The sequence below is a fragment of the Gimesia aquarii genome, assembly GCF_007748195.1.
In the GTDB taxonomy this organism is placed as follows: domain Bacteria; phylum Planctomycetota; class Planctomycetia; order Planctomycetales; family Planctomycetaceae; genus Gimesia; species Gimesia aquarii.
Genome location: NZ_CP037920.1, coordinates 3161996 through 3185815, shown reverse-complemented (window position 1 = coordinate 3185815; position 23820 = coordinate 3161996). Strand labels below are relative to the sequence as shown.

The window sequence follows — 23820 nt, the reverse complement described above, 5'->3', positions numbered from 1 at the left end:
AGTATGCCCAGAAAATCAAGCATTTGTCTATAGCACATCCAAGATAAGCATAGCGGCTGCAAAGTAACGATACGAGATTCAAACAATCCTGAAGAAGCTACAATAAACCTGGACACAGGCTAACGTGACATGTCTGATTGAAAGATCTGCTTTGATTTCGGTATCTGAATTTCTCTAACAATTGCGTTAGATCACAAATAATAAAAGTGCGATATAGTGGCAGGTACTGCCGGCAATGACAAATGTGTGCCAGAGAGCGTGGAAATATCGAACACGTCGATCGAGCAACAGGAAGACCGCGCCTATAGAATAAAAGAACCCACCAGCAATGATCCATGCAAACACTTCAGATGGAGTAACTTCGTACAATGTTTTTAGAGAGATGACAGGTAGCCAGCCAAGCAAGCCGTAAGTGAGCATCGCGGTCGGTGTCAGGTTCCGCATATATAAAACAAGGAGAATACCAAATAGTGCCAGAATCCACATCACAACGAGCAGAAGCGGCCACCATTGATGCCACAGGAAAACCACAGCAAATGGTGTGTATGATCCCGCGATGAGTAAATAAATACAGACCTGATCCAAGGTACGAAAAAAACGACGCCAAGCGAGATCGTAAAACATGTGTGAGAGAGTCGATGCCGCATACAACCCTATCAGAGAGCAACAATAGATGCTACAGGCTATGATATTAATCGCCTGATGATCTTTCACTACCAAGGCCATCAGTACAACTGATGCAACGACGCTCAGTAAAAACCCAAGACCATGTGTAATTAGATTAGCGCACTCGTCCACGGGCCGATGCTCAGGCATTCTTGTTGTCGAAATATCGTTGGATTCCATTATCATGACTTAGTTATGCTGGCTTGATTTTGAAGCGAAGAGTATAGTGAAATACACTAAGATCCCCAACAATCAAAGCATGCGCTTTTTTTTACTGTTGAATCGATGAGATCTAAAAAATAACAGTCACTCTTTCCGATGAGAATTACTCTCGAGATAAGCAATCAAATCTTTCAACTCACGGTCAGTCAACCTATGAACCAGACCAGACGGCATGAAGGAAGTTGGCGATTCTACCATCATCTCAATGTCGTTGCGGTCAAACGTGCGATTCTGGCCATTGGCATCTCGTATAGTCTCTTTCACGTAGGACCGGAGACGAATGCCAGTAAAGGTGCGGCCATCATTGAGGATGATAGTACGTGGCTGGTATTCCGGAGCCATCTCCCGACTGGGCTCAAGGATTGACCTCAGCAGCCACATACGGTCTTTACGATTACCCAGGCTACTTAAGTCCGGGCCGACTACATTTCCTCGGCCACCATGTCGATGGCAGTCAGAACAGCTCGCCAATCGGGCATGATGAAAGATACGACGGCCACTCTCCAAGTCTGCCGGTTTCTTTACTGCTTCAATTGCCTGTAACCATGCCTGCGTATCAGTCAGCGCTGGTCGACCAGTGGTGAGACTTTTGGGAGCCAGTGCAGCTTGAAATAGATCCGCAGATTCAGGGTACTGACTGGCAAGCATTTTCAAAGCCAGCACATCCTCAGACGTGTGTTGAACGGACCTGAGAGAACGTAAAGCTTCCTCCCGCACAATACGTTCCTTATCACCAGCCAATTTTAATAAAAATGCGCTATTTTGTTCTGCCACAGATGCCAGCCCGGCAATTGCTTCAGCACGTAGTGACACACTTTGCTTTGGATCGGCAGCTATTTTGACTAAAAGTTTTTGAGACATAATCGAGTTAGCAGCCAGAGTGCGAACGACTTCCAGCGAAAGGACCTCATCCCTGAGTTCAAGAAGTTGCTGGAGGAGCTCCAGTGTCAACTCTTTGGGAAAGGAATGTACCGGCTGAACTCCTTCTTTGGGAGCAGAACGTGGCTGAGTTGGTAGCAGACGTAGAGCATAAGCCCGTATTCGTGGTGCACTATTCGCATCCTTGACCTTGGCCAACAGTAGCGTTGGGTTACGGATACCCGCTTCAGGTTTTCCTTTCAGCGTGTTCCAGGTTGCAATGGCAGCTTCGAATCGCCGATAATCGAGGTCACTCTGAGATAGTTTCTGTTCCACTTCTGGCAGAAAAGTTTTTAACCGGGCATCAGAGATCCAGCGCAATGTTTCAAATTGCACATCCGCGCTTTTGTCTGACAGTAATAATTTGATCCATTTCTGTGGGGAAGCATTGGCCAGTTTCAGCGCCAGCACCGCCTGAACCCGGTCAGCAGCCGACCAACCAGTTACGTCTTCCGGGGTCCATATTGATGCTTCCCGAGATAGCGAAATTAACGCAGATTGAGCGAGAAACGGGTCTTCATCTTGAGCGAACCGTAGCAGTTTTTTGCGATTATGTTTGACCTTTCCGCTACGTAAGTCCGCCGATAGCTGCGCTTTCTGTGTGGGTGGTTCCAAATCCAAGTTCCCCACCCAGGGAGCCTGTTGCAAATCAACCTCCAGTTTCCATAAGCGTCCATAACCATGTGCCTGATATCGACCATCGACCCAATCGCTTAAGTACCAGATGCGTTTTTGTCCTTTGGCACCAGGGTCTTTAGCGATGCAACTGGGTCGGAAGTAACGTCCTCCTTTGACTAAAGTGATGGGTTTGCTCTCGTAAGTTGCTCCTTTTTGAGTGAGCGGAAAAAAGTCAATGCGGTGATCACTCCACGAAGGCACCAGTAAACCGCGTCCCAGAGGTAACAGCCCACAGGGCGCTTCCCCCGAAGGATGGATCATAGGCAGCGTGCCGCGCAACTCTCCATTCCAACTGACGAAGGGATGATGTGCTTCTGCTCCATAAGACCGTTCATAGCCGTAGTCACCACCTTCAACAATGTGAAGTACTCGACAAGGAGGCCTTTCGCCAGGATCGTTTTCTGCGGCGAAAATCTCACCATCAGCGCGAACACAAACACCAAACGGATTCCAGAATCCAGACGCTATTCGTGTCAGTTTTTTGCCATCAGCAGTACAACGGAAGATACCTCCCTTGCCAGCCCCGTTGATTGAAGTGCCATCGGTCCCTTTCAGTGTCCACGGCTTAGCATAATTCTCACCGAGTGCAAACACCAGATCCCCATCCGGATGCCACGCCATCCCTTCGAGTCCATTGTGTGGATAATTGGCCTCTGTTTTCAGGGTGCCGATATTCTCCTCAATGTCGGCCTTTCCATCTCCATCAGTGTCCTTGATCCGCAGGATGCGGTCCCGCTCCGCTAGATAGACCCAACCATCCCGACCAAGTTCAAGATCCATTGTCGCATCGGTCGCATTGTAAAAAACCTGCCTTTTTATGGCGCTACCATCTCCATTACGATCGGTGAAGACCAGGATCTCATCATGTTCCGGTCCGACATAATCGTCGGGTCGAAAATGAGTATGCGTAGCAACGACCCAGATACGACCTTGTTCATCAACATCAATGCCTGTCGGTGTTGATAGATCAGGATGTTCGGCAACAAGTGAAATCCGAACACCCGGCTGTAACGTTTTTACCTGAGGCTTCCGCTCGGCAGCGATGAGAGAGCTGACTGCGAGAAGACAACCTGTAGTCAAAGAACAAATTGTGAAATACTTCATTGCTGTTATTTCTTTTCAAATGGTGAGACGCCGCATTTTGACTATGTAGTTTTTGAATTCTTGATTAATCCTGATGGATAAATCCAATTAAACATTGATACGTTAAATTTTATCAAAGCTTGCTCTGTCTGTCTTCCGGTCAAGAGTTTTAAATTCAATGATGCCACCTGTACTCATTCCGATTAGATAACGATGCAAAAAAGGAAGGTACATACATCTCACATAAGTAATCTTGAATTACAGTTCGTTGTGATTTTGTTTCTGTTACGGTAGGATTTTGTTTTCTTGACTTAAACTTCGAGGATAGGCTAGATCTCAATTTTGCCTTTTATCCATTAATATCAGACTTCCATGAGAGCCACAACAATAATGAGATTCATCCTGTGTCGAAAATCAATTCTCGGAGTCAAATGGAGTTTGCCACTACTTGCTTTTAAGATCTTATTTTTAATTTCATTATTTTGTAGTACATCAGTACTGTTTGCTGCTGACGGAGCTAGTACTGCACCAGAATCTGCGCAAGTGAATTCCGTGAAACCTCCTGCCGGTCTGGAGACTGTCGACTGGACAATCATCGTCATCTACGCAACATCGACGATCTTGCTCGGATGGTATTTCAGCCGCAAACAGGAAGACACTTCTGAGTACTTCATCGGTAGCGGCCAAATGAATCCAATCTTGATTGGAGTATCACTCTTCGCGACCTTGTTGAGCACGATCACCTATCTTTCACTGCCAGGCGAAGTAGTCGGAAAAGGTCCTATCTTCTTAGCCAGTTACCTGGGGCTGCCCATCGTTTTTTATGTCGTTGGTTATTGGCTGATACCAGTTTATATGCAACATCGTGTGACCAGTGCGTATGAACTGCTGGAAACGAAACTCGACTTGAGTATCCGGCTATTGGGAGCCGCGATGTTCTTACTACTTCGGTTAGTCTGGATGTCACTGCTGATTTATTTATCAGCAAAGGCGTTGACAACCATGCTCAATCTGGACGCTTCCTATATCCCCTGGATCGTCTTAGTAACCGGTGTGGTTTCCATCACCTATACCTCTCTGGGGGGACTGCGCGCGGTTGTCATTACCGATCTGATCCAGACAATTCTGTTGTTTGGTGGTGCTTTGCTGGTCATTGCCACAATTTCCTGGAAGATGGGTGGCTTTAGTTGGTTTCCCACTCAATGGGACGCCAACTGGGACACGCAACCCATTTTCGACTTTAATCCAGGCACGCGAGTCACTTTTGTTGGTACAATTATCTCAGTCGTTATCTGGTATATTGCGACAGCGGGGGGAGACCAGGTTTCAGTTCAACGCTTCATGTCGACGAAGGATGCGTCAGCTGCGCGTCGTTCACTGGCAATTCAACTTTGCATTTCGTTAATTGTGGGAATCACATTATCGCTGGTTGGTTTCTCTATGCTTGGTTATTTTCAGGCATTCCCCTCTGAACTTCCCGCATCAATTGACTTAAAACAAAATGCAGACGATATTTTTCCTTATGTGATTTCGTATCAACTCCCAATCGGAGTATCGGGATTAGTCGTCGCCGCGATGTTTGCCGCCGCCATGTCCAGCGTCGACTCGGGAGTGAACTCGATCACGGCAGTGGTCGTGACCGACTTTTTTGACCGGTTCGGTATCAAGTTCCAAACAGAAAAGTCACATGTTCTGTTTGCACGTTGTCTGGCGTTCGGAATTGGAGGAATCGTGGTATTCTGCAGTTCCTTTATGGGGCTGATTGAAGGCAACATCACTGCAGTCACTGGTAAAACCGCAAATTTGTTGACGACCCCTATTTTCTGCTTGTTCGTTTTTGCCTTGTTCATACCCTTTGCCAAACCACTCGGAGTTTGGGTGGGTGCCATTTGCGGAACGACAACTGCGGTCTTAATCGCGTTTTCTGGTTTCTTTTTTGGGTTTGATGAAAAAACGAATCTCGATCCAATCAGCTTTCAATGGATTGCTCCCAGTGCCGTGATCGTCAACCTTGCAACCGGAAGTCTGGTTAGCCTGCTGCTACCTGATCAAAACAAAAATTCAGTTGATTGAATCGATCACAGTAAGGTCTTTCATTCGCCTGGAAATTGTAGCCTCTTTGGCCTCACCGCGTAACGTCCTGGATGCAACCTCTATATCGCGTCTGATCTCTCCGTTAAATTGAAAATGCATTAATTTTATCATTTTTCAGATTTCTTAAACAAATCTCTTTTAGATTTAGACTCTTTATATCTAGCGTCGTTCTTAAAAGACCAGTCAGACTCACAAATAGAGTAACAACGACCAGTTTGCCTGGTGGAGTTGAGGCATTTCTTCTACAGCATTTCTTCTTTTGTTTTTAATCTCAGGATTGGACTATTGGTCATGCGGTTGCATACGATCAATAAAAATTTAGTTTCTTTGGCTCAACAACAATATTTGCACTGCCATTTGTGTGAGCATCACTGCGGATCGAATCGAGCCAAAGGAGAACGTGGAAAATGCAAGGCAAGTGCGGAGGCACGGGTTTTTCGACATCGTGTGGAATATGGCGAAGAAATAGAGCTTGTTCCTTCTCATCTGTTTTACTTGTCTGGCTGTGATTTACGATGTGCTTTTTGCATCGCGGAAGAAAAGGCATTTAACCCTCGTATAGGAACGATTCTTTCAACAGACTTTCTTGAAGCTGCACTTGAGCAAGGAATATCTAAAGGAGCTCGTAATCTTCAATGGGTTGGGGGTGAACCAACCATTCATCTTCCTGCAATTCTGGAAGCTATGAGTGGCTGTGCTAACTTACCGCCGGTTGTCTGGAAGTCTGACTTTTATGGCACTCCAGAAGCATTCCAGCTATTGGAACAAACTGTCGATGTATTCGTAGCAGATTTCAAATTTGGAAATGATGTTTGTGCCAAACGAATTGCCAAAGTCGACTCTTATGTCAAAATCCTCCAACGCAATCTCAAACAAGTATCTCAGTATTCTGATTTGATTGTGCGTCACTTGCTATTACCAGGACATGAGGAATGTTGTTTTCGTCCTATTGTCGATTGGATCTCATCCACTTTACCTGATGTCAAATTCAGTATTCGAAACGGTTATCTCCCGAGATGGCAAGCCAAACAATATGAGGAGCTTTCAATGCCGCTAGTTAAGGGAGCATCAGAATCAGCGAAAGTTTATGCTGAAAATAGAGGACTTAATTTAATCACTTGAATTAGAAATCAACCGATTTGTTTAACTATGAAATTTGGTTAATCCATGCAAGCCGAAGATGAATCAAATATCACTGAATTAGAGATCTTGCCTGACGGACGGATTTGTGTCTTTGGTGCTTCCCGGGAAGTCCTGGAGATCTTTCAAACAATGCAGATCGAGTCTCAGTCAAAGTTGATACAACGCCTGAAACAGGACGGCGTGTCTGGCCCTGCTGATATTTCATCAATCATAAGTACAGATCAGCCTGCCATAGTAAAGAAACAAAGGAATCATTCATGAGCGAAGAGCAGCTTAAAAGTGAGATTAAGAATAAAGTTGCAACGAAGAAGGTAAAACAAACAGTTTCTTCACCGGAGAAATCCAAAAGACTACCACGTACATCGGAAGCCCAGCAGGAACTGGATGTCCTTATTCGGGCCAGATATCCCATCATTTATGTCGTGACTTGGGAAGAAGAACGGGTGGAAAGGGCATTACGCCACATCGCCACATCGAGAGAAAAGAAGCTCTTTACCTGGACGATCACTCAGGGAATTATCAAATCAGGAGCAGAACCGCAGAAAAGCAAATCGGGCTGTGGAAACACTTCTGATCCCTTGGCAGCATTGGATGATGTCATCCATCAGGTTGAACCAGCAATTTATTTATTCAAGGACTTTCATCGCTTTACTGTAGACGAACGTGCCAATCTTTCAGTTATCAGACGTTTGCGAGATGTTGCCTTCCACTTACGAGATACCTACAAAACGATTGTCATCACCTCGCCTCTGATGCAAATCGCTCCGGAATTATCTAAGGATATTACGCTGCTGGAATTTGGGCTACCTGAGACCACAGAGTTCAACCAGTTACTTGATCGCATAATTGACGACGTTAAGGAGAATCCGAAGGTCTCAATCAATTTAGATGGACTTTCACGTGAAAAGATTTTGAGGGCTGCAAGAGGCTTAACGCTAAAAGAAGCAGAGAATGTCTTCGCAAAAACATTAGTAACCGATGGAAAAATCGACGCGGATGACATCAATATTGTATTCAGTGAGAAAGAACAAATCATCAAGAAAAGCGGACTGCTTGAATATTGTGACACCAAAGAGAAATTTAATAATGTGGCCGGTCTTGAAAACCTGAAATCCTGGCTGAACAAAAGAGCAATCGCCTTTACCGACAAAGCCAAAAAATTTGGTTTACCGTCCCCGCGAGGAGTCTTGTTACTGGGAGTCCAGGGATGTGGGAAAAGTCTTTGCGCCAAGTCGGTATCACAGTTATGGAGGCTGCCGTTACTACGCTTTGATCTTGGGAGAATGTTTAGCAGTCTGGTTGGCTCAAGCGAAGAAAATGTGAGACAAGCGATTCAAATCGCAGAAAGTGTAGCCCCTGTCATCTTATGGATAGATGAAATTGACAAAGCCCTTGCCGGCTCCACTGATTCAGCAGGGAGCGATGGCGGCACCTCAGCACGCGTTTTTGGAACTCTGCTAACCTGGTTGTCTGAAAAAACGTCTTCCGTTTTTGTAATCGCCACTGCTAACGATATCAGTAATTTACCGCCCGAGTTATTACGCAAAGGTCGCCTGGATGAAATTTTTTTCATTGACCTGCCTAACATGAAGGAACGTCGCGATATTTTCAAAATTCATATTACCAAACGCGGACGCGAAAGCAAACAGTTCGATTTAGACAAACTTGCAGAGGCGACCGAAGGCTTCAATGGTGCTGAAATAGAAGAATCTGTCGTTTCTGCTTTGTTTGATGCCTTCAGTAATCAGTCGAATTTATCGACAGAACACATTATCCAGACGATATCCGAGACGGTACCACTCTCGAAAACGATGAGTGAAGAAATAAATGGGTTACGCACCTGGGCATCGGGACGTGCCCGTCCAGCAACAAGAGGCAACACTCAAAATAAGAACGAATCACGCCGAAAAATTGAATTTTGAATCGTAGCAAAATAAGCGCTCTGTTTTTGAAACGAGATAAAAGACAAGGAATAAGTATATATCCCGATTAATCCGAGGAGATTTATCATGAGTTCAGTCATTGTTGTGGCTCCCATCATTATCGCCAACTGGCCTGTTATCACGGCAGCGGTAGCGGCAGGTGTGGGCTCTTTAGGATTTTCAGTTGTCAATACAGCTGAACTCCAATCAGCGTTAAGTGAGAACATGACTCGCGAAGAAATTGAAGTCGAAAATAGTGAAGTTCTCGATGGTTCAGCAGGAACGGGAGAACAGATGGTTGTTGTAAAAGATGGTATCAAAGCAACCTTCACACGTGATGCACGAGGAGCGCTGAAACTTTGTATGGAAGGCAAAGGGAAATCCAAATCTGAGCTGCGTCAAATTGGTGAAGAATTAATGGGCCGTGTTACACAACAATACGCCTATCACCGTGTTGTCACAGAATTAAAAGAACGAAATATGACAATCGTTGAAGAAGGTATGACCGAAACGGAATCCGTTAAAATTCGTATTCGAAACTGGTAAAGGACTAAAACATGGCTCAAGAAGAACTTGAGATAGAAATCGATAAATTCGGTAAAGTCACCGTTAAAACAGTTGGTATCAAAGGCCCTCGCTGCTTGGATGTAGCCGAATCATTCGCTCAAATTCTAGGACAGGAAGAATCCCGTGAACTGACTAGTGAATATTATGAAACCGAACAACAGGTACGATCTCATATCGATGTAAAACGAAAACATTAATACGTTTTTTAATCATTAACCGCAGACTTTTAAGATGCAATGTCCAAGCTGTCAATTTGAAAACATGCCAGGGAGCGCCCTTTGTGCACGATGTCGTACTTCTTTGAAGCTGGCAGACGCGACAATTGATGTAAATCCCCCGCGTGCTAAACCCAATACGTTGCGCTTACCGGGCTGGGCACGATTAAAAATTGCATTATCAGAACGATTCTCAGATCAAATAGATACTTCCATTGACTTTTTGTCTTACGGGGGAGCATTAAAGTTCAATAGGAGCATGCTATTTCGCTGGATCATCCCAGGCTGGTTACAATTGACATTCAATCGCCCTCGACGGGCTTGCTTCTTTTTCTTTGGATACCTCTTCTTTTTATCTTCAGGTATTCTGCTCATGGGAACCCTTTTGGGGGCCTGGTTGATAGGTTTTGCTTTTGCTTTGCATTTCGGATCAATTACTGATGTTGTTTTTGCTGCCAAGACATCAGTCCAAGAAAGAATTAGTTCAGGATTCCTGATCGGCCTCTGCCTCTACTTACTATTTTATCTCCCTGTTGGATGGGGAATATCTCAAATCATACGCCCTCAAACCATGGTGAACGACTATGGCTCCTTTCGAGCAGAAGACATCTTGTGGGTCAGGCAGAACATACAAATAGCCCCAGGAGAATATGTTCATTATGTAAATTCAGAGGCCTTAATAAATAACACAACTCGTGAGCGAGTCCCCCTGTATCGAGTTACCGATACTGGGGTGAGCCGCGTGCTTGCAGGACCGGGACAAGAAGTGACTATCAAAGAAGGTGTTCTCTTTGTCGATGGTAATATCTGTCCATTTCCAACAAGTAAGCGATTTGCCAAAGATCTCACGATTAGAATAAGAGTTCCCTCAGATTCCTACTTTATTGATCCGACAGGACGGATTCCCGTAGCCAATGCCTTAATCAGAGAGCAGAACATTAGACAAGTGTGTCTGCTCCAATCCGGAAATGTGCGCGGCCGTGTGATATACCGTTCTTATCCGTTTTCGCGGATCACCTTATTCTAATCCTCGTTTACGAAAGGTGAGATAGTGCGTTTTGATAAATTGGAATTTGATTCAACTCCCGAAGAGTCTGGTCGAGAGGATTCCGCTCCCATTGAGAAAGACTTTTCCCATTGGGTACGAGAGGCTGATCATAATCGTCGCATTGGCCAATATGAAAACGCGTTACGCTACTATTCTCGCGCGTTAGAAGAAGATAAAACACACGTGATGGCATGGGTGGGACAAGTACAGATGCTGGTTCTACTCTGTGAGTACCCACAAGCCAAAATGTGGAGTCAGAAGGCACTGGAGCTATTTCCCAACAATCCAGATTTATTATCAGGACAATCTCAAGCTGAGTGCCGACTTGGTAATATCAAAGCGGCACATACTTTAAGCGATGCCGCAATCATGCAAAGAGGTGAATCTGCTTATCAATGGCAAGTTCGAGGTGAGCTCTCTGTCGCAACCAAAAAAACAGGTGATGTTATGAGTTTCGACAAGGCTTTTCTTGCCAATAATGATTGGTTGGTCTCTTTGGAAACTGCTCTAATCTACTTGTTTTATCGTTCCTATAGTAAGGCACAACAGCGGGCTAGAGTGGCTGTCGAGAAATCACCTGACTCATTTTACTGTTGGTACATTTTAGGAGTCTGTGGACAGAAGTTGGGATTCACTTCATCTGCCGAAATGAATTTTACACGTTGTTTAGAACTTTGCCCAAACCACGTTGAAGCAGAACAACGCTTATTCGAGATCAATCAAAGTAGCTGGAGTGTAGGACGATTTCTTAAACGAATGATTGGTCGAAAATAGGAATGCAAAATGACGAGCTGAATTTTATTGCATTCGATTCAATAATGTGATGGTTTCTGTTGGCTGAAAAATAAGATATTTGAAAAGCATTAGAAAGAATCCGATGAGTTGGACTCTGGAAAAGATCCTTAAAGGAGCACGCTCTTTTAAAGCAAGCGATATCCATCTGGTGCGTGGATTGTCTCCTTCACTTCGGATTAATGGTGATATCCGACCTCTTGAAGGTCACCCTCTCCTCAAAGAGGACCTGCTTGAACTCTATAACTCAATCATGAACGAGAAACAAAAAAAGTTCTTTGAGGAACACTGGCAAATTTGTTTTTCTGAGTATACCGAAGGCATTGGACGCTATCGAGTGAGTGTTTACTATCACTCTGGAGTTCCCGAGTTCTCGATCCGACTATGTGAATCTGATGTAAGAACAAAGGATGAATTAGGGCTTCCTCCCATTATCGACGAACTGACGCGGATACCTAGCGGATTAATTCTGGTGACTGGACCAACTGGAATGGGAAAAACAACCACACTCAACTACATGATTCACTCGATTAACCAACAACGTCGCGCTAAAATAGTCACGATTGAAGATCCGGTTGAATATACTCATGACAATATTCGTAGTATTATTATTCAGCAAGAGGTATTAGGAGATGTGCTGAATTTCCAAAGTGCCTTAAGGCACGTTCTACGGCAGGATCCCGATGTTATTGTCATTGGTGAAATGCGTGATTTAGAAACGATTGAAACCGCATTGATAGCCGCAGAAACAGGACATCTGGTTATAGCAACTCTGCATACTCCAGACTCAGTGCAAACCATCCAGAGAATTTATAGCGTCTTTCCCGCAGAACAACAAAATTCTATTACAGTCCAATTGGCCAACAGTATCCAGGCAATCATTTCACAAAAACTTCTTCCACATGCGACAGGTTCTGAGCGTTTACTTGCCTGCGAGGTTTGTATCGCCACCTCGGCTATCCGAAATCATATCCGGGAAAGACAGGTTCACCACATCTATAGTGAAATACAGACAGGTCGCAAGTTTCAAATGAAAACGATGGATCAGATCTTAATGGAACTTTATCAAAGTGGTGACATCACTTACGACGTAGCCATTTCCAATGCGCGTGAACCAAAGGCGATTATGCCAGCATCAGCTACTTCTAGTGCTGGAGAGCTCAATTAATATCAAGGTAGTGTAATAGTCCCCTTGAATTGAATCAGAAATTTAATTCATAACGTTTTTCCCGTGTGCACCATTCCAACAACCACACAAACATGTTCAGAAATTTCCTATTTTAAATCCTGCATTTGGTTAATTTTGTACAACCTCGTTGTCGCTGACTCTGAAGAGACCCCAATTTCATTCAATGTTAAGTTACGCAAACAATTCTTGATATGCGGTCTCGTCCGAAAATGAGTGTCGTGCAAGCAATCCTCAATAAAACAGTGAGCATCCATAAATGAATACATATACCCGTATTAAGTCACTCATATTCTGCAGACGATAGTAATTGTAGTGGATTCGACAATCATAAGGACCAACTATTTCATTGGGAAAGATAAATATCTGGTTTCAGAGTTCAGTTTACGTCGCCTCTGGATCATTGGGAGTCATGGAAGATGGCATGGGGCCGACACGTTTTTCGCTTTGCATTGAGCGCACTATTCTGTATGAGCGCTGAATCTCTCACCTTAGGCGATGAGATTCAACCAGTTTTAAATCAATCTAACTCATCGAACGGAGAAGAGTCAGCGACTATTTACTCAATCGATGATTCCAATCACTATCAGCAGAATGATGATTCACGTTATCTCATCAATGCCCGGGTGGGAACGACCTATTATAGTGTGCCAGGGGAATCATTGTTTGGAGCTGGCTACGGACTTGATTTTGCCTATCAGTTAACGGAAGACTGGGGCTTTGTCGCCAGTGGTAATTTCAATTCGGTCAGTCAAGGTACACAATTCGTTGGATCACTGGGAACTGTCAAGCTTCCCGATCTCTACGGATATGAATGGCAGGACCCATTTAGCTTTTCATTCTTTTTCGATCAGTTTACTGATTCGCGCGTTGATACATTTGGTAGCGACTTATATCTCAATGGAGTTCGATTACAAATAGGATATGCGCTGAGTGAGTCGTTAGAAGTTGGGGCAATCTTCTCAGCACCTACGCATGACGATGATGATGTCAAATTCCTATTCGTCAATTTTCCAAATTCTCTGCCAACGCCGGGGATTATTGAAATGTCAGAAAGTGTGAGCGGCTACGCTTCTGGGTGTATTGGGGACTACCAGTGGGGTGCCTCGGCTGGCTATCGAGACGATCCAGGAACATTTACCCTCAGCGGGAATGTCCGTCGGCCAATTACTGAATCAATTGCACTTTTCTCAGCTGCAAGTTATGAAGGGAATAGAGGTAATTGGGGAGTCGGTTTCGGCGTAGAATTCAGCTTTGGCGGTTCAGCACGAAATACCACATGTTGTTGCACAACACCATGCCATGCTCCGGTAAGCCCGAAAACAGTCATCCGGGCACAAAATTCGGATGAAGTCGACATTCTATTAGTCAATGTGCCTCCACAAAAAGAGTTTCCTGATCCAGACAACAATGCTGGTGAGTTTCCTCTGATGCCGGAAGCGCCAACAATTTCACCATTTACGAATTTAAACAATAGAATCACTAACTCCTGGACTAATCGTTATAAAAACTGGAGCACTCGGTCATTAATGATTTTGACTCCTGAGAATGTGGAGCGTGGATTGAACGTAGATGGTTTGACGAACCGTATGCAAGATCAGTTGCAATCTCCCTTTACAAAGTTCAGCGTGCAAACGAATGGTGGCTTCGGTCGAACAGATGGTCGTCGAATCGATTGATCTGCTGACGTGAGCTTATTTGATGCGGATTGTTACCTGTGCTTGACGCACAGTACCTCGTGAATCTTGCACGGTACTGCGGATGGTCCAAGTACCCCGACGATTGAGTAACGTACCCGGTATCTCCCCCAGTATTCCGTTGTTGACCGGAACTTCGTTTACAGTAATTGTCTGCCAATCACTGTCACCAGGATTCGTTCCGAATGCCAACTGTAACCAACGGCGTTTAAATTGTGTTCCAGAGGCTTCTCCTGGTACGACGAGTGTACGTTGCCCATTTTGATTTCGAGATGAGACCTTCAAGATTTTAGTACCGAGGTAATGGTCTGAATCTGCCTTAAGAGCTTTTGCTGCATTTAATCTTCCGGCCCCCGTTAGAATATCCCAGCCAGGAGATTCGATGTCATCACAACTCATGATCAATTTCGTCTTGATTTGCTCTGCTGTCAGCTCAGGGTGAGCGGCCCATAATGCTGCTGCAACGCCTGTTACCAAAGGTGCAGCGAAAGAAGTTCCTTCCGCCCGATACCAACGTTGATTGACAACCCGTTCATTCTCTTTGATTCCCAATGCTCCGCCAGCCATCGTGTGCATGAAGTCAGTTCCCTGAGCACGCAAGCTGAGAATATCGATACCAGGCGCCACAAGATCAACATGCTGACCCCAACCACTGAAATTCGATCGCTTGTCGTTTTGATCGCAAGCGCCCACCGTCAATATTCCTTTAAGACTCGCGGGAGCAACATTTGTTGTATCACGCCCACGACTACCTGATGCCGCGACGACGAGCACGCCTTTACTGCGGGCCCAGTCGATCATGGCTTGATCGAGATCGGTCGTACCTGAACTTTCCGCACTAATGTGTATAATCTTTGCATTGTTGAGGACTGCATAACGAATCCCCAAAGCGACGCGTGCTGCATCCGATTTACCCTGTTCGTCGAACGCTTTAATGGTCATAATTTGACATTGAGGTGCGATGCCTGCAATTCCTCGGCTGTCCCAGCGCGCTGCGATAATTCCTGCGACGTGCGTGCCATGACCATTATCGTCGATGATATTTGAAGAGCCTGATTGTGTATTAAATCCATAAACATCATCGACGTAACCGTTCTGATCATCATCGCGACCATTGAATGGAATCTCACCCTGGTTACGCCATAACTGTCCCCATAACTCTGGATGCCGAAAATCAACACCGCTATCGATGACTGCTACTATGACAGAATCTGCTGTCACATCGGCGTTCGAGAGAATTTGTGAGTGGACTTGTGGAGTGAGACCAATTTTTTCTAGCGCCCATTGATCACGTCCCGTTTGTCCCCAGGCACCACGCCCTACGGCAAATTGATCGCCTGGTGTCGCGCTTAATGTATACCTGATTGCATTTCCTTCTCCCGGGGGCACCACTTTAAAAGAAAATGCACCATCGGCTGTCTTTGTGACTGTGAATTCTGTGACGAAAGATTGTTCTTGATCGTCAATAACAACGATTGGTCCATCATCTTGAGCATCATCACCGTTTACGAAGTCATCATCCAATCTAAGTCCCAGACTAAGTGTAAGATTATTCCGAATTTTCCAATCATCGTGGACATAGAAGTTGCTGCCTGGTGGGCCTGACAAGTCGGAACCATTGTTTTCGCTGAGCTGCGAAAGACGATCTTCGAGCGTGTCCTGCCACTCACCTTCAAAACCCGAACCCGTATATGAAACTGTCCCAGGTAGGGCTACGATTGAATTAATATCGATACCACCCATTTGTTCGCGAGCCAACTCGATAGCATCTTTTAATGGAAACCATACATTGTCAAAACCGACTCCGTTGATGGGGACATACGAATTAGGATTTTCCGAGGACATATCTAGATAAAATGGACCATCATTATAAACAGCGATGTCATCAGAGCCTTCAAGATTCGCATCGGGAAGCATTGCCGGTGGGTCTAACAAGTCCGGAGGGCCTAACAGATCGGGACCATTATTTTCGCTGAGCTGCGAAAGACGATCTTCGAGCGTGTCCTGCCACTCACCTTCAAAACCTGAACCCGTATATGAAACTGTCCCAGGTGGGGTTAATGTTTTGGGTCGATGATTCACGTCAGACTGGTCACTGATTTCAATTTCGTCCACAACCTGTCGGTCAGGAATGTATTTATAACCACTGGGTGGTTCAAATTCATCTAAATCTAGAGGACGTCGAACATCATCCTTTCCTGGTGTTAAGTAGTATCCTCCGACATCTGATACGATATCATCCCCAAAATTGATTCCCGTCTCAGTCTCGAAAAATTCGGAAACAAAATTGGGGGCTTCCGTTTTGGTTGACTTGTCATAATTCACTGTAATTGAAGAACCATTTTCATCACGGATGAATGTCGTGCGACCATATTCATCGATCCTTTGGATCACAACACCAAATTCGTCTTCGATTACTCTCGGTTCTTGCCGTTTCCTGAACAGCCGATTCACTTCAAGTGTTGCTAAAGCATCTTTGTCAAAGTCGTCAGATTCAAGAATGATTGGTTTTCCAGCATTGGGAATTTTTTCCAGCAATGGAAAGAGATCAATCTTCTTCTTAGGACCGAGGGGAAACAAATTCCCATTTCCCGCTCCGGGAGATGTCACTTTTTTGATCTCATCAGTTTTGATTGCCACTTTTGAAGGAGTTGGTAAGGTCGTTGGCTGATTTGGATTCCAGCCATTTTCGACTTCCTGTCCATCAGAGATCCCATCGCCATCTGAATCCCAATTTTGAGGATCGGTACCATATTTTTCCTCATCAATCAAGCCGTCTCCATCAGGATCATTGAACCGGTCGAAGACGTCCTCTCGATCTGCTTTTAAAACACCACCTATTACACCCCCAACCCATCGATCAGGATGCAGATAAGGGTTCTCTGGTTGTAATTCAGGATTTGGACGCGACAGATTCCCGGTATTCCCTGTGTCCAAATGTTTATTGTACCACTCGTGGACTGCTCCATATTTCACACGATACCAACGAGGAACCTCTATAGAGCGATATCCCCTGTTATAGTCTTCAAAGTCCCCTTCAAGGAATTTGGCGTTATCAAAATTACGGGCACCTGAATCAGGTATCCTGATATCAACACGATACATCAATGCGCGGACTACTGAGCAACAATTATGTGTAGTATTTCCTGAAGTAAGCCAACTATATGTTGCTCCCTCTTCGTTGATCTCTTTAACAAATTCATGAGCTGCTTTCAGAAGTTGCTGGTGTTGTCCCCGTGAGATAAACACAACTGTTGCATACGCTCCGCTATCAGGCGACATGAGTGCTTCAAATGATGTAACATTAAATGTAGCAGCGAGTGGCACTCCCAAAAGAGAAACCGCCTTCTCATAATATGTAGAACTCCCTGAGACACCTTCTCCCCACCCAGTAAACTCACGATAGCCGGTGCTCGACGTCGGATCTGGAATTATCAGTGAACCATGGGCTGAAAAATCTCCTTTACCTCCATGATTGATAAAATAAATACGCCCAGAAAATGTCGACAAAGGAATGTCGTCATAATCAACACCTCCACTTTGCATGACTGTTTGATAGGCAGCTTCTAAATTTGATCCATTCAAATGCTCATAAATTTTTGCTCGTTCTTCTTTTGTCAGATAAGGATCATTATTAACTGCTATTTTATTCCGGCGGTCTGCCTCTTTAAGATCGGCATCTGTGTATTCTCTTGGATCTGTAGGGAGTTTTCGACTACGCCTTGCTAGATTCGCTAGATTTGTCGCCGCTTTGTAACGACCGAATAATATATTTCTTTCAACCGCCAATTTTTCCATTTCTGCAATGACTTCTTGTCGCTCTTCTACTGTGTATTCCAAAGGACTCATCCCTTTGAGCTTTCTTAGTACTTTCGAATATTCAGCTCGTTTGTCCCAATACGCTTGCCTCGCTGCATCAACACTTGACTGCTGCCCCGATTGAGCGCGTACGATGTGGGATTGAACTACCAATGACGTCAATATGGTAGTGACGATAATGGTTGCTGATCTCATAGAAAAAAGATAACAAAACATAACGCTCTCTCCCCAGTCAATTCTTAAACGAATTCTCGTACCTGCCAGAACACACACATTCAGAGTCGGAATGACGTACCGATTTTGTGAAGCACTCTTGAAGTGGTTATTTGATTAACCCGTTCACAATTGTTTCAATATCTTTTTCATTATTCACATTACCGAGCAGGACAGCGGCAACGCGACCTTGCTTATCGATGATCACACTATGTGGAAGCGTTGACACCCCATACTTGCCAATCGTCTCCATAGCGATCATTCCCAGAGGCCATGGAATACTATGTTTTTTAGCGAATGTCGCGATAAAGCTGGCTTCTTTAGCTGGAGTGAGTCCTGGCTGCTTTGCGACGGCGTCAAGTTTCGGATCATACTTTTGCTCGTAAGGCAAAGTGACACCAATCACCTCAACACCGTTCCCTTTATATTTCGCCTGTAACGTTTTCAACAAACTGATTCGATTGTGGCTGACTCCAGACCAAATCGCAAAAAAATCAAGGACGACAACTTTGCCTTTGAGCGATTGTAGTTCAGGCACTTTGCCTTGGATTGCTTGGATGATTTTCAGAGGGGGAGCCGTACTGCTTTTCATTTTCGCAAACTGACTGGCACGATCGAGTTGCTGTTTTACCGAGACATAGTTTGCTCGAAGCTGAGAATTGGCGGGCGCGTTATCAGCCAATGTCTTAGTGTAAGCCAGCAAATAATTTAAATGCGGAATTGCTTCATTCCAGTTTCGATTTTTCTGATGAGCACTGAGCAGTAATAATCGATACTTGCTTAAATCCGGATGTTCTGGCTGAAGTTTGGCTGCCGCAGCGTAGTGTTTTTCTCCGATCACCAAATTATCTTTCAGATTCACACGAGTCAAAGCCAGATGTGTTTTTGCCGTGGCCGACTTGGACAATGAAGCTGCATATAATTTTTTCGCCTCGTCTCTATTACCAATTGCTTCATTACATGCACCAAGAGCATAGAGGTCATCAGCACTCAATTTTTTGTCTGCTTTGGCCCGCTCAAGGAGCAATCGATACGCATCTCGCGTCAGTCGATCGAGCGATGCTTGTCCGATCGCACTTTGAATTGATTCAGTGGCTCTCTGGTGGTCAGCTACAATTCGCTTGTACGCTTGTACCACATCAAAGGAATCATCTCCCCAGGATAATGTAACAGGCAGTATGGAAACCAGTATCAAACAACAGAAAGCATCTTTAATTCTCATTGTAGGCACCTCTTGGATAGCATTTACTTTGACTGATGTAGGACTCTTGCATTTGTGATAAAGGATTGCATTCTCACTCTATTCTGTACAAAGTCAGGAATCGATATTAAATACAGTTTCAATCACAAAAAACGGAAATTATTTTCACTATCGTTTAGTAAGCATTGTGCTTTCGGTTATCGCCAAGAGTGTAAACCACAAAACTGAAGTGGTATTCTGGCCAGCCTGTTAAATCTGATTCCAGTAATATGAAGAGTTTGTACGATAACTGAAACATTCATTTAAATATCTGTTTTCGCTACTTGATGTGGTATCAAATGATTTACTCGATTTTTTAAAAACCGACAAAATGCAGAGTCTCCACTAATTCCATTACTACTTAGACATATTTGATTAGTTCAGATTACGGCAAATCAAGCTGTTGACTCAAACAACTTTGCCACTCCGTGTCGAACGGCGGTACTGCGTTGGTGTTTGTTGTAGCTCGCGGCGAAAGACACGGTTCATCGTTTCGACTTGCGAAAAGCCACTCGCTGCGGCGACTTTCGGCATAGACCAATTTGTATTTGTGAGTAAATCTTGCGCTTTGGTAACGCGCAACCGGCGCAGCTCGGCGGCAGGGGAGCGACCAAGCACCTGACGGAATCGTAATTCCAAAGCACGACGTGATAACGGTACCTGACGTAAAACATCACGAACGTGTAATGGACCATAGGCATTTTTACGCAGAAATTCCAGAGCTTGTACCAGTTCCCGATCATCCATGGCCAGTACATCAGTTGAATGGCGTGCCAACATACCAACGGGAGTGACAAGTTTTGGCTTTGTTTTTAGCTTCTTATTTGATAAACAACGCGCGAGTAGAGCAGCCGCTTCATAACCAATACGCTCTGGTCCACAATCGACGGCCGATAAAGGAGGGTAGGAAATCTGACAGAAAAGCTCATCGTCTTCTCCACAAACGATTGCCACTTCCTCCGGAATCCGGAATCCGGCTGAAACACATGCTTCACAAAGGATGTGGCCATGTACGGCATCCCAAGCAAGAATACCAACTGGCTTGGGAAGGGTTTGTAACCAGGCACTCAATTCCGCAATTGTTACATTTTGACTTGATCGTTTACGACGCCATTCTTTGAAGTACGCGCAAGCTCCTCCCCCACTTTGAACGACTTCCGCAAAAGTGGGTCCCATCTGATCTTCGTAATGAGGATGCTCTGGTACGCTGTAATATGCAAGTGAGCGAAATCCTCGTTCCAATAGATGTGTTGCAGCCAATCGTGCCGACTCACATTCGTCGATACGAACTTGTGGTATCGAAAATCCTGGTACGACACTTCGAGAGACATTGATTACCGGAATACCCAACCGTTTTAAGGCTGCAGCTTGAGTGCGGTGTGTCACACGTGTAATTACCCCATCCACTTCCCAATGCCGGGGGACGCTGGAATGTTCACGAACTCCCCGTGGCTGTAAGAAAATCTGCCAGGAAGGTTGTTCGCGTGCGTACTGAGCGACACCACGAATCACAAGGCTACTGAAAGTCACTGAAGTGTCTATCAATAAAGCAATTCTTTGTGGTTGGCTAGTTAACATACAAAGCTCGACCAGAAAAAAGCGTTTGCGCAAAACATCAAAATATTTGCGCATTATATCCTGTCTGATGCATCAGGTCTACATTATAGTTTATTCAAATGAGTGCTATGCCTCTTTTGACACAATTGCTGGAGTAGATTGTTATGACACCCTTTCCCCGCTTTGTATCCAGTCAATCCTGGACTGTCTGGCTCGCCATTGTTGCTACGGTGATGATGGTTTTAATTCAAGACAGATCATCTATCGCTCAAGAGGTGCGATACAATCGAGATGTACTGCCCATCCTTGCGGAGAATTGTTTTACCTGCCATGGCTTTGATAAAACAAAACGCGAAGCCGGGTTACGGCTCGATTCTGAGAAGGGTGCTTTGGCAACGCTGGAATCCGGATCACGGGCCATCATACCGGGGAAGACAGGTCAGAGTGCGCTCATTCAACGCATTTTTACCAAAGACACTGATTTACTAATGCCACCAAAAGAGTCAGGAAAACAGCTCACAGCAGACCAACAGGAAACATTACGCCGTTGGGTAAAGCAAGGCGCACGCTACGAAGCACACTGGGCATTCATTCCACCAAAATACCAAGAGCCGCCAAAAGTCACTGGGGTTGATCATGCCATTGATCGCTTCATTCAGACACGTTTGGCACAGGAAAAGATTACCCCTTCACCGGAAGCGAATCGATCGACGTTAATCCGGCGTTTGAGTCTCGATCTGATCGGCCTCCCCCCTTCACCACTGGAAGTTGACGCGTTCGTTAATGATCGTCGGACCGATGCCTATGAGCGAGTCGTTGACCGCTTGCTTGCTTCCGAGCATTTTGGTGAGCGTTGGGCACGCTGGTGGTTAGATCTCGCGCATTATGGGGACAGCGATGGCTATCTTCAAGATTTCCTTCGTCCTGTTGCCTGGCGATACAGGCAATGGGTGGTGGACGCGTTTAATCGTGATATGCCCTTTGATCAATTTACAATCGAGCAACTTGCAGGCGATCTGTTTCCGAATGCCACCGTTTCACAACGGACTGCCACCGGTTTCTTGCGTAACACATTGAGCAACCGTGAAGGAGGCGCGGGGCTCGAAGAATTTCGTGTGCGGCAAGTAATCGATCGTACCTCAACCGTAAGTACGATATGGCTCGCACTCACATTTGCTTGCGCCGAATGTCATGATCACAAATTCGATGCGATCTCACAGCGCGAATTTTACCAGTTTTATGACTTCTTTAATAATGCAGATGAAGCAAACTTCAATGCACCGCTGCCCGGTGAACTGAAGCCTTGGCTCAAAGCAAAGCAGGTCTATGATCAAAAGCGAGCCAAGCGACTCGCACCGATTTCTGAGGCCCTTGCCACACTTCAGGCAGATTGGGAAAAACAAATCCTGCATGCCGAAGCGCATCCGGGTGATGACTTTTCCTGGGATCGTAAACTGGAACTGTTAGGACTTCAGTGGGGTCAAAATCTGGGTGAAGGACAACTGGAAGGCCTCAATATTATAAAGACACCTCTTGCACAAAGGACACAGGATCAACAAGATCGATTAATTGACTATTTTCTGGACAACATCCCTTCTGTTTACAATGCCAAAGCCAAGGAACTCAAACTGAGTGAAGTTCGTGCTCAGATCAAAACATGGAAAAACGAACTTCCAAAATTGACACGCGCTCCCGGGATGATGCAGTCGGTCATTCCAAGGGCAACACACATTCATATTCGAGGAAATTATCGCCGTCATGGTGATAAAGTGAAAGCAGACACACCAGCAGCTTTACCTCGACTTAACACACATAACAGTCAGCCAGATCGTCTCGCACTGGCACGCTGGCTGGTTTCACCGGAACATCCACTCACAGCACGAGTCACGGTAAACCGTCTTTGGCAGGAGCTATTTGGTCGCGGTATCGTGGCAACGTCAGAAAATTTCGGGGTGCGTGGAGATCGGCCCTCTCATCCTGAGTTACTCGACTGGCTGGCTCTGAAGTTTCAACAGCGTAATTGGAGTACTAAAGAATTACTACGTGTGATCGTAACTTCTCAAACTTACAAGCAGTCCTCACGTGCTCGACCGGAACTCACAACACTCGATCCTGATAATGAACTACTCGCAAGACAGTCACGACTCCGTCTTTCTGCTGAAATGGTACGAGATTCGATACTCAAAGTAAGCGGGCTACTTTCTCATACAATTGGTGGCCCTAGTGTAAAGCCACAACAACCCGATAGCGTCTCTAAAGCCGGCTATAGTAACGAGTGGAAGGTCAGTTCGGGAGCAGATCGCTATCGTCGTGGTCTTTACACTTTCATTCAACGTACTTCCCCTTTTGCCCAATTCGTCACTTTTGATCTGCCAGATACCAGTAGCAGTTGCACGCGTCGTGAGCGTTCGAATACACCACTGCAAGCACTTAATCTTCTGAACGATCCTGTTTTCCTTGAAGCGGCACGGTCGCTTACATCACATGTCATACGTGAGTCAAGCAGTTCCAATCAGAGCCGTCTCAACCGTGCGTATATGCTGGTCCTTGCGCGTCCTCCGCAACCAGCAGAATCGAAGAGACTACTCAAGTATCTTGAACAGCAGAAAACGCTTTTCAATAACGAACCATCGTCGCTGCGCGAGCTACTACTGGAATCGACGCCCCAGGGTGATCCTGTGGAATATGCAGCGTGGATTGCGCTTTCCAGTGTATTACTGAACCTTGATGAAACGATTACTCGTGAATAACCTTAGGAAC

Annotated in this window: 16 protein-coding genes; 11 read left to right on the top strand and 5 right to left on the bottom strand. The window is 45.2% G+C overall.

The window, feature by feature from the left end:
• Positions 1–186: 186 nt before the first annotated feature.
• Positions 187–852 carry a PAQR family membrane homeostasis protein TrhA gene (gene trhA / locus V144x_RS12710; protein WP_144985529.1) on the bottom strand — a complete coding sequence of 222 codons (666 nt, stop codon included), beginning with the start codon at positions 850–852 and terminating at the stop codon, positions 187–189.
• A gap of 120 nt (positions 853–972) precedes the next feature.
• Positions 973–3588 carry a PVC-type heme-binding CxxCH protein gene (locus V144x_RS12705; RefSeq protein ID WP_144985528.1) on the bottom strand — a complete coding sequence of 872 codons (2616 nt, stop codon included), beginning with the start codon at positions 3586–3588 and terminating at the stop codon, positions 973–975.
• 522 nt (positions 3589–4110) lie between these two features.
• Between V144x_RS12705 and V144x_RS12700 the strand changes: the two genes are divergently transcribed.
• From V144x_RS12700 to V144x_RS12655, 10 genes are all read left to right on the top strand, one after another.
• Positions 4111–5640: a sodium:solute symporter family transporter gene (locus tag V144x_RS12700; RefSeq protein WP_232102805.1), complete on the top strand. Its 1530-nt coding sequence runs from the start codon at positions 4111–4113 to the stop codon at positions 5638–5640.
• A gap of 312 nt (positions 5641–5952) precedes the next feature.
• Entirely contained in the window at positions 5953–6783 is an 831-nt protein-coding gene (locus V144x_RS12695; RefSeq protein WP_144985526.1) for a radical SAM protein, read from the top strand.
• A gap of 45 nt (positions 6784–6828) precedes the next feature.
• Complete coding sequence (locus V144x_RS12690; protein ID WP_144985525.1) at positions 6829–7065, top strand: hypothetical protein; 237 nt, start codon at positions 6829–6831, stop codon at positions 7063–7065.
• Positions 7062–8726, top strand: a complete 1665-nt coding sequence (locus V144x_RS12685; RefSeq protein WP_144985524.1) for an AAA family ATPase — start codon at positions 7062–7064, stop codon at positions 8724–8726. The genes V144x_RS12690 and V144x_RS12685 overlap by 4 nt, the downstream gene beginning before the upstream one ends.
• An 87-nt stretch (positions 8727–8813) precedes the next feature.
• A complete protein-coding gene (locus V144x_RS12680; RefSeq protein ID WP_144985523.1) occupies positions 8814–9272 on the top strand; it encodes a DUF1257 domain-containing protein in 459 nt (152 codons plus the stop codon).
• 11 nt (positions 9273–9283) lie between these two features.
• Positions 9284–9490, top strand: coding sequence for a DUF2997 domain-containing protein (locus V144x_RS12675; protein WP_144985522.1), 207 nt, complete (start codon positions 9284–9286; stop codon positions 9488–9490).
• Between the two features lie 64 nt (positions 9491–9554).
• The gene (locus V144x_RS12670; RefSeq protein WP_144985521.1) at positions 9555–10535 is read left to right on the top strand and encodes a S26 family signal peptidase; all 981 of its coding nucleotides are present in this window, start codon (positions 9555–9557) and stop codon (positions 10533–10535) included.
• Positions 10536–10559: 24 nt separating this feature from the next.
• Positions 10560–11330, top strand: coding sequence for a tetratricopeptide repeat protein (locus V144x_RS12665; protein WP_144985520.1), 771 nt, complete (start codon positions 10560–10562; stop codon positions 11328–11330).
• 103 nt (positions 11331–11433) lie between these two features.
• Positions 11434–12516, top strand: a complete 1083-nt coding sequence (locus V144x_RS12660; RefSeq protein WP_144985519.1) for a type IV pilus twitching motility protein PilT — start codon at positions 11434–11436, stop codon at positions 12514–12516.
• A gap of 437 nt (positions 12517–12953) precedes the next feature.
• Positions 12954–14213, top strand: coding sequence for a hypothetical protein (locus V144x_RS12655; protein ID WP_144985518.1), 1260 nt, complete (start codon positions 12954–12956; stop codon positions 14211–14213).
• 15 nt (positions 14214–14228) lie between these two features.
• Here the strand turns inward: V144x_RS12655 and V144x_RS12650 are convergent, their stop codons facing one another.
• The 3 genes from V144x_RS12650 to V144x_RS12640 all read right to left on the bottom strand — a co-directional run bounded on the left by V144x_RS12650 (position 14229) and on the right by V144x_RS12640 (position 21135).
• On the bottom strand, positions 14229–18266 hold the full coding sequence (locus V144x_RS12650; protein ID WP_144985517.1) for a S8 family peptidase: 4038 nt from the start codon (positions 18264–18266) through the stop codon (positions 14229–14231).
• 106 nt (positions 18267–18372) lie between these two features.
• Positions 18373–19485 carry a TlpA disulfide reductase family protein gene (locus tag V144x_RS12645; protein ID WP_144985516.1) on the bottom strand — a complete coding sequence of 371 codons (1113 nt, stop codon included), beginning with the start codon at positions 19483–19485 and terminating at the stop codon, positions 18373–18375.
• Positions 19486–19911: 426 nt separating this feature from the next.
• Entirely contained in the window at positions 19912–21135 is a 1224-nt protein-coding gene (locus V144x_RS12640) for an AraC family transcriptional regulator (protein WP_144985515.1), read from the bottom strand.
• 89 nt (positions 21136–21224) lie between these two features.
• On the opposite strand from V144x_RS12640, the gene V144x_RS12635 reads away from it, so the two are divergent.
• Positions 21225–23810 carry a PSD1 and planctomycete cytochrome C domain-containing protein gene (locus tag V144x_RS12635; RefSeq protein ID WP_144985514.1) on the top strand — a complete coding sequence of 862 codons (2586 nt, stop codon included), beginning with the start codon at positions 21225–21227 and terminating at the stop codon, positions 23808–23810.
• Positions 23811–23820: the final 10 nt, after the last annotated feature.